The 6,451-nt window shown below is 68.9% G+C and carries 9 protein-coding genes; 3 read left to right on the forward strand and 6 right to left on the reverse strand.

Translation table 11 applies throughout. From position 1 onward, the window contains the following. Window positions 1-342: 342 nt before the first annotated feature. The 6 genes from ACQKDV_RS02335 to ACQKDV_RS02360 all read right to left on the reverse strand — a co-directional run bounded on the left by ACQKDV_RS02335 (window position 343) and on the right by ACQKDV_RS02360 (window position 4,252). Complete coding sequence (locus ACQKDV_RS02335) at window positions 343-1,026, reverse strand: Ivy family c-type lysozyme inhibitor (protein ID WP_427782178.1); 684 nt, start codon at window positions 1,024-1,026, stop codon at window positions 343-345. 132 nt (window positions 1,027-1,158) lie between these two features. After that, on the reverse strand, window positions 1,159-2,184 hold the full coding sequence (locus tag ACQKDV_RS02340; protein WP_427782179.1) for an NAD(P)H-dependent glycerol-3-phosphate dehydrogenase: 1,026 nt from the start codon (window positions 2,182-2,184) through the stop codon (window positions 1,159-1,161). 20 nt (window positions 2,185-2,204) lie between these two features. Beyond that, window positions 2,205-2,723 (reverse strand): protein-export chaperone SecB, encoded by a 519-nt coding sequence (gene secB, locus ACQKDV_RS02345; RefSeq protein ID WP_108757939.1) that lies wholly within the window; start codon window positions 2,721-2,723, stop codon window positions 2,205-2,207. Between the two features lie 99 nt (window positions 2,724-2,822). Continuing rightward, the gene (locus ACQKDV_RS02350; protein ID WP_427782180.1) at window positions 2,823-3,260 is read right to left on the reverse strand and encodes a rhodanese-like domain-containing protein; all 438 of its coding nucleotides are present in this window, start codon (window positions 3,258-3,260) and stop codon (window positions 2,823-2,825) included. A 57-nt stretch (window positions 3,261-3,317) separates the two neighbouring features. After that, on the reverse strand, window positions 3,318-3,749 hold the full coding sequence (locus ACQKDV_RS02355) for a hypothetical protein (RefSeq protein WP_427782181.1): 432 nt from the start codon (window positions 3,747-3,749) through the stop codon (window positions 3,318-3,320). A gap of 32 nt (window positions 3,750-3,781) precedes the next feature. Further along, window positions 3,782-4,252, reverse strand: coding sequence for a YiiD C-terminal domain-containing protein (locus ACQKDV_RS02360; RefSeq protein WP_427782182.1), 471 nt, complete (start codon window positions 4,250-4,252; stop codon window positions 3,782-3,784). A 31-nt stretch (window positions 4,253-4,283) separates the two neighbouring features. Here ACQKDV_RS02360 and ACQKDV_RS02365 point away from each other — a divergent pair, with 31 nt between their 5' ends. From ACQKDV_RS02365 to ACQKDV_RS02375, 3 genes are all read left to right on the forward strand, one after another. Continuing rightward, the gene (locus ACQKDV_RS02365; protein ID WP_427782183.1) at window positions 4,284-5,072 is read left to right on the forward strand and encodes a uroporphyrinogen-III synthase; all 789 of its coding nucleotides are present in this window, start codon (window positions 4,284-4,286) and stop codon (window positions 5,070-5,072) included. A 104-nt stretch (window positions 5,073-5,176) separates the two neighbouring features. Further along, window positions 5,177-6,181, forward strand: coding sequence for a uroporphyrinogen-III C-methyltransferase (locus tag ACQKDV_RS02370; protein WP_427782184.1), 1,005 nt, complete (start codon window positions 5,177-5,179; stop codon window positions 6,179-6,181). Next, window positions 6,178-6,451, forward strand: a 274-nt coding sequence (locus ACQKDV_RS02375; protein WP_427782185.1) for a heme biosynthesis HemY N-terminal domain-containing protein, incomplete at its 3' end; no start/stop codon positions are given. The genes ACQKDV_RS02370 and ACQKDV_RS02375, both read left to right, overlap by 4 nt.

Genomic DNA, 6,451 nt, shown 5'->3' on the forward strand with positions numbered 1-6,451 from the left:
GTGCCGCAGTAGATCCACGCCATGCGTGGATGCACCACGCGCGGTGCCGGCATTCCGCCGGGCATGGCCCGGCGCTACCTGTGCGATTGCTGCAGTAGAGCCACGCCATGCGTGGATGGGCCACGCGCGGTGCCGGCATTCCGCCGGGCACGGCCCGGCGCTACCTGTGCGATTGCCGCAGTAGATCCACGCCATGCGTGGATGCACCACGCGCGGTGCCGGCATTCCTCCGGGCATGGACCGGCGCTACCTGTGCGATTGCCGAAGTAGATCCACGCCATGCGTGGATGAGCCACGCGCGGTCATGCAGTCCGCCGGGCGTGGCCCGGCGCTACAGCTGCATCACTCGCAGAGCGCGCTGTCTTCGGTCAACGCAGCATCATCCAGCGGGCGCAGCTGCGCGATCTGCTCACGTTGTGCAGCCGTCGGCTCTCCCAGCCACCACACCCGGCAGCGCGCGGTCAGGCGCCCGACCATCTTCGACTGCGCGGGCGAGTACAGCATCGCCAGCGCCGTACCCGGGCAATCGTGGGCCTGGCAGGCGGTGTAGAACCACCACGGCTCGCCCTGCATCATCACCAGCTCGCCCGGGCCACTGGGCCCGCTCAGCAGGCGCTTGCGCAGCGAGGGAATGTCCTTGTCGCTGGCTTCGGCCGATGCGGTGTTCTGCATCAGGGCGTTGAACGCGGCCAGCACCTTCGCGTCCTCGCGGCCGCAGTCGTCCACGGTGTTGCCGCCCACCAGGGTGAAGAAGTGGGTGGCCAGCGGATTGTCCTTGCAGGTGAGTTCCGCGCCGGGGGTTTGTTCTTCCGGCTCGCCTTCGTTGTCCCACACCGAAGGGTTCACATCGTCTTCGATGTTCGGTTCGGGTTCGACCACGGCGGCGGCGGCTGGCGCGTCGGTTGGCGCGTCGGTTGGCGTTGCAGCGGCCGGCGCGGCATCGGTGCCCGCCTGCGGTGCCGGAGCCTGCGAACACGCGGCAAGCAGCGCGATCATCCATGAGAGGCCAATGTTGCGAGACGTCATTCCCTGTCCTTGGGTGTGTGGGGCGCGGTGGTGGGATTCTACGCGGTGCAGGCATTCCGCCGGGCATGGCCCGGCGCTACCGTCGGGTTTCATCCGTAAAAAGACCCCGGCGCGTGGCCGGGGCTTTTCGATTCATTTGAACAGCGTGTCCGGGTATTCCGGTTTCTGTTCGCGCGCCAGCAGGGCGCGCAGGCCTTCTTCAGGCGTCTGCTCGCCGTGCAGCACGGCACGCACGCGGTCGGAGATGGGCAGGTCGATGCCATGGCGGCGTGCCTGTCGCATCACTTCGTCGGCGGTCTGCACCGATTCCACCACCTGGCCGATTTCGCGCACGGCATCCTGCAGCGTCTGCCCGCGGCCCAGGGCCAGGCCCAGGCGGCGGTTACGCGACAGGTCGCCGGTGCAGGTCAGCACCAGGTCGCCCAGGCCGGCCAGACCCATCAGGGTTTCCGGCTTGGCACCGATGGCGGCGGCCAGCCGCAGCATCTCGTTCAGGCCACGCGTGATCAGGCCGGCACGGGCGTTCAGGCCCAGCTGCATGCCATCGGCCACGCCGGTGGCCACGGCCAGCACGTTCTTCATCGCGCCGCCCAGCTCGGCACCGACCATGTCATCGCCCGTATAGGCGCGGAATGCCGGGCCATGCATGGCTTCGGCCACGGCCTGCGCGAATTCCGGCACGTCGCCGTGCACGGTGATGGCGGTGGGCAGGCCCAGGGTCACTTCCTTGGCGAACGACGGCCCGGTAACCACAGCCAGCGGCACGTCGTCACCCAGGATTTCGCGCGCCACCTCATGCAGGAAGCGGCCCGAACCGGGTTCGAAGCCCTTGGTGGCCCAGGCCACGCCGGCACCGGCCGGACGCAGCGGTGCCAGCGCACGCACGGTTTCATTGAACGCGTGCGACGGGGTCACCACCAGGATCCAGGCGGCCCCTTCCACCGCCGACGCGAGGTCGGTGGTGGCGCGCAGCGTTTCCGGCAGGGGGATGCCCGGCAGGTAACGCGGGTTCTCGTGGCGCTGGTCGATGGCGTCGACCACGGCGGCATCGCGCCCCCACAGCACGGTCGGGTGACCGTGCCGGGCAAGCAGGGTGGCCAGCGCGGTTCCCCAGGAACCGGCGCCCAGCACGGCGATCTTGTCAGCGGTAGTGCTCATCCGTGACGTCGCAGCAGGGATCAGGCGTTGCCGACCGGCTCGGAGTCAGCCAGCGACGGTGCGTCGCCCTGCTCCTGGCGCTGGCGCAGGGTTTCTGCGTACAGGCCTTCGAAGTTGATCGGCTGCAGGAAGAACGGCGGGAAGCCGCCAGCCTGGATCAGGTCGCTGACCAGCTGGCGCACGTACGGGAACAGGATGTTCGGGCACTGGGTGCCCAGCAGCACATCGATGGACTGCGGGTCCAGGCCGACCAGGCCGAACACGCCGGCCTGCTTCACTTCGGCCACATACGCGGTGCGCTCACCGGCCTGGCAGGTCAGGGTAACGGCCAACACGACTTCGAAGGCGTTCTCGCCCAGGCGCTGCACCTGCTGGTTCAGGTTGAGCTGCAGTTCCGGCTGCACCTGGTCATTGAAGATGGTCGGGGCATTCGGCGACTCGAAGGAAACGTCCTTGACGTAGATCTTCTCGACGGTGAACGCGGGGCCGGCGGCGGCATCGACCGGCGCAACGGCGCCGTTGGTGGTCTCTTCGGACATTTCCAGTAACTCCAATGAATGCGATTAAAACGAGTGTCGAACTACAGGATTGGGGGCGGCGGCTGGCGCATACAAGGCCAGTTCCGCCATGCCCTGCGATCAGTTGCGGCCCTTGACCAGCGGCAATTCGGCCTGCTGCCAGGCGGGAATGCCGCCCTCCAGCACGAAGACCTTCTCGAAACCGGCCTTCTTCAGCGCCTTGGCGGCGGTTTCAGAGGCGTTGCCGCTGCGGCACACCAGCACTACCGGGCTCTGCCTGGCATTGGCCACCAGCTTGTGCTCGGGGCCGAAAGCGCTGGCCTGGGCGTTGCGGCTGCCGGCAATGTGGCCCTTTTCGAAGTCACCGCTGGGGGACAGATCGACCACCACCGCGCCACCGGCATTCATCAGGTGGGTCAGCTCGGCAGGCTTGATGCCCTTGTAGCCCCGGAACAGGCGGCGGGTTTCGGTGACGATGAGGGCCACGGTCAGGCCGACCAGGGCGGCGGACAGCATCGGGTTTCGGCCTGCAAAGGCCAGCAACTCTTCGTAATTCACTCAGGTCACGGGTCGATTAAGCGGGCGCCGATTGTCGCACAAGCCGCAGGGGGCCCGTCACTGCCCCTTCCAGAGGTCCGGCAGGCCGGCCGATTGCCACCAGCGCTTGGCCTGGGCATCCCAGCGCCAGCGCTCAACCACCACCACGGTGCGTTCGGCCTGGGTGTTCTGGTTGATCACCCCGATTTCCACCCGGCGCTCCACCTCGCCCCCTTCCAGCGACGCGCTGCTGCGTTCGCGGTAGGAAGACACGCGCAGCTGCGCGTAACGGTTGAGCTCGAACTCGGTGATCGGCTTGTCCTTGCGCAGCTGCGGGTCCAGGTAGCCGATGGCATCGTCCATGCTGCCCCAGCGGATGGTCGCGCCGTAGGCGATCTGGGTCTCTTCCAGCAGCTTGCGCTGCTTGCGGGTGAGATCGCCGCCAGCCGCACTGGCCACGGCACTGACCAGCAGCAGGGAGCACATCAGGATCTGGATCAGGCGGCGCATCGGTGGTTTCCCCAGGACGTCAGCCTGCCATCCTACCCTTTGGCGAAGGCAACGAAGCGACCGCTCAGTTCGGCGGCCGAGCGGCCATCGGCGCCCGGCTGGCGGGCGACGATGCTGATGCGGGCCTTGCCGCGCTGGCGGAAGGTGGCCAGGAAAGTGTCCCAACTGCCGGCTTCAGCGGTTTCGGCGTGGGCGTGCAGGTCTTCGTAGACCGGGGCCAGGTAGCGCAGGTTGCTGTCGGCCACGTAGACCTCGGCATTGTGCCCGGCCAGGCGCAGGCGCAGGCTGACCAGCGCCCAGCCGGACAGGGTGAGCACCGAGGCCAGGCTGCCACCGAAGGCGTTGCCCTTGTCGTTGACGTTGGCCGCCAGCGGCGCGGTGATGCGCAGCACGCCGTCGGCATAGCCGTCCAGGCGGATCTGCATCGCACGGACCGCCGGCATGCAATCAAGCACGTCCTGCAGGGCGGCCAGCGAGGAGGTCAGAGCATCAGCGGGCATCAAGCAGCAACCACGACAACGAAGGGCCCGCATAATGACGTCAATGGCCGACCATACGATACCCACTGGCTGGACCCTGATTTCGCTGCGCCCGCAGGGGCAGCAGGCCGGACTGAGGCGGGCCGCAGCCATGCTGGGCGGGGCCACCGTGGCGCTGCCGCCGTGGCGGCTGAGGCGCCTGCAGGGTGAGGCGGTCCAACAGCGGCTGAACCAGGCACTGGCCTGCACACGCGTGGTATTCACCAGCCCGGCTGCGGTGGAGGCCGCTGCGGCGCTGCGTGCCCTGCCCGCCGCCCAGCGCGGCCCGTGGCTGACCGTGGGCGAAGGCACTGCGCGCGCCCTGCACGCGCACGGCATCGCCGAGGTGCATGCGCCGCAGCGGATGGACAGCGAAGGCCTGCTGGGCCTGCCGGTGCTGGCCGATGTGCGCGGCGAGGACATCGGGCTGGTAACCGCACCGGGCGGCCGTGGCCTGATGGCCGCGCAGCTTGAGGCGGCCGGCGCGCGGATCATTCGCGCCGATGTGTACCAGCGGGTGCCGCGGGTAGTGTCGAGGCGACAACTGGCGCGACTGGCCCGCTCGGCTCCGCCGTGGCTGCTGGCGGTCAGCAGCGGCGAGGCATTGCAGCGGTTCTGGCAGCAGATGTCCCCCTGTTGGCAGCAGCGCCTGTGCGAGCAGGCGATCGTACTGGCCGCCAGCGCGCGTCTGGCCGATCAGGCGCAGGCTCTGGGGCTGAGCCGGGTGGTGCGCAGCGAAGGCCCCACCGTCTCCCAGATGACGGCCGCCGCACACGCCGCGCTCACGGCCCCGGCAGCGACCTGAACAGGCGCCCGGCGCACGCTTGCCGGGCCCATCGCCAACGGTGATGCTGTACGTCACGCTGCCTGCCGGAACCGATCCGGCGACGCCGCCGACAAGGAAGCCCGATGAACGACACCCTGTCACCTGCACCCACCCGCCGCCCTGCGCGCTGGCTGCTGCCGCTTGCCGTGGTAGTGGTGGTGCTGGGCGCCGGTGGCTATGCCGGCTGGCACTACTGGCAGCAGGCACAGCACGACCGGCAGGCACAAGCGCAGACCACCGCCGTGCAGCTGAAGGGCCTGGAATCCACCGTCGATGCCCTGCGCCGCGACCAGCGCGCCACCAGCCAGCGCTTGCAGGATGCGGCGGCCACCAACCGCGTGCTGCGCGATGAAATGCTGGGCCTGTCCCAGCGCAGCGCGCTGCTGGAAGAGAACCTGACCCGGCTGACTGAGAGCGCCAACCAAGGGCGCCAGGCGGTGCAGCGCGACGAGGCAGAACTGCTGCTGACCCAGGCCGCGCAGCGTCTGGCCTTCGCCGATGATGTGGACGGCGCGCGGCGGCTGTATGCACAGGCTGCCACCGCGCTGGCCGATCTGCCCGACAACGAGGGGCTGAACCTGCGCCAGGCGCTGGTGCAGGAACGTGAGGCACTGGATGCGTTGGGCACGGGCCCGCGCGTGCAGGCACTGCATCGTCTGGATGCGGTCGCCCAGTCGCTGCAGGGGCTGCCTTCCGAACTGCCGCCCTCGCCGGCCGACGCGGCCGCCAAGCCTTGGTGGCAAGCGGCGTTGGCCCCCTTCGTGGATATCACCCCCAGCCGCCTGAATGGCCCGCTGACCCAGGCCGAACGCACCGCCGCCGATGACGCGCTGCAGCTGGAACTGACTCTGGCGCGCGCGGCAATTGAACGTGGCGACCTCAGCGGCCGCGATGCGGCCCTTGACCGTGTGGCCCATTGGGCACAGCGCCGCTGGCCGGATTCACCGGGCCTGCGCGCGCAACATGCTGAACTTCAGGCCCTGCGCCAGGCACCCCTGCAGGCCGAAAGCAGCGTGCTTGGCAGCACCCTGCAACAACTGCGGTCCCAGACCAGCACTCCCAGACCGACCGGAGGTAATGCCCGATGAAACCCCTGCAATCCCTGGTCGTACTGCTGTTGGCCGTGGCCATCGGCGTGGTCGCCGCGCAATGGCTGGGCACCGATGACCTGAACCGCTACGGCGAAGTGACCCTGCGCTACGGCGGCTACGACTACCACAGCAACCTGCCCAAGGTGGCCCTGCTTTCAGTGATCGGCGTGCTGGTCCTGTGGCTGCTGTGGAGCCTGGTAGCCGCTCCGTTCCGCGCTTGGGGCCGCTACCGCCGAAAGCAGGGGCGCGTGCGCCTGATCGACGGCC

Source organism: Stenotrophomonas sp. NPDC077659, from assembly GCF_050268705.1.
Classification (GTDB): domain Bacteria; phylum Pseudomonadota; class Gammaproteobacteria; order Xanthomonadales; family Xanthomonadaceae; genus Stenotrophomonas.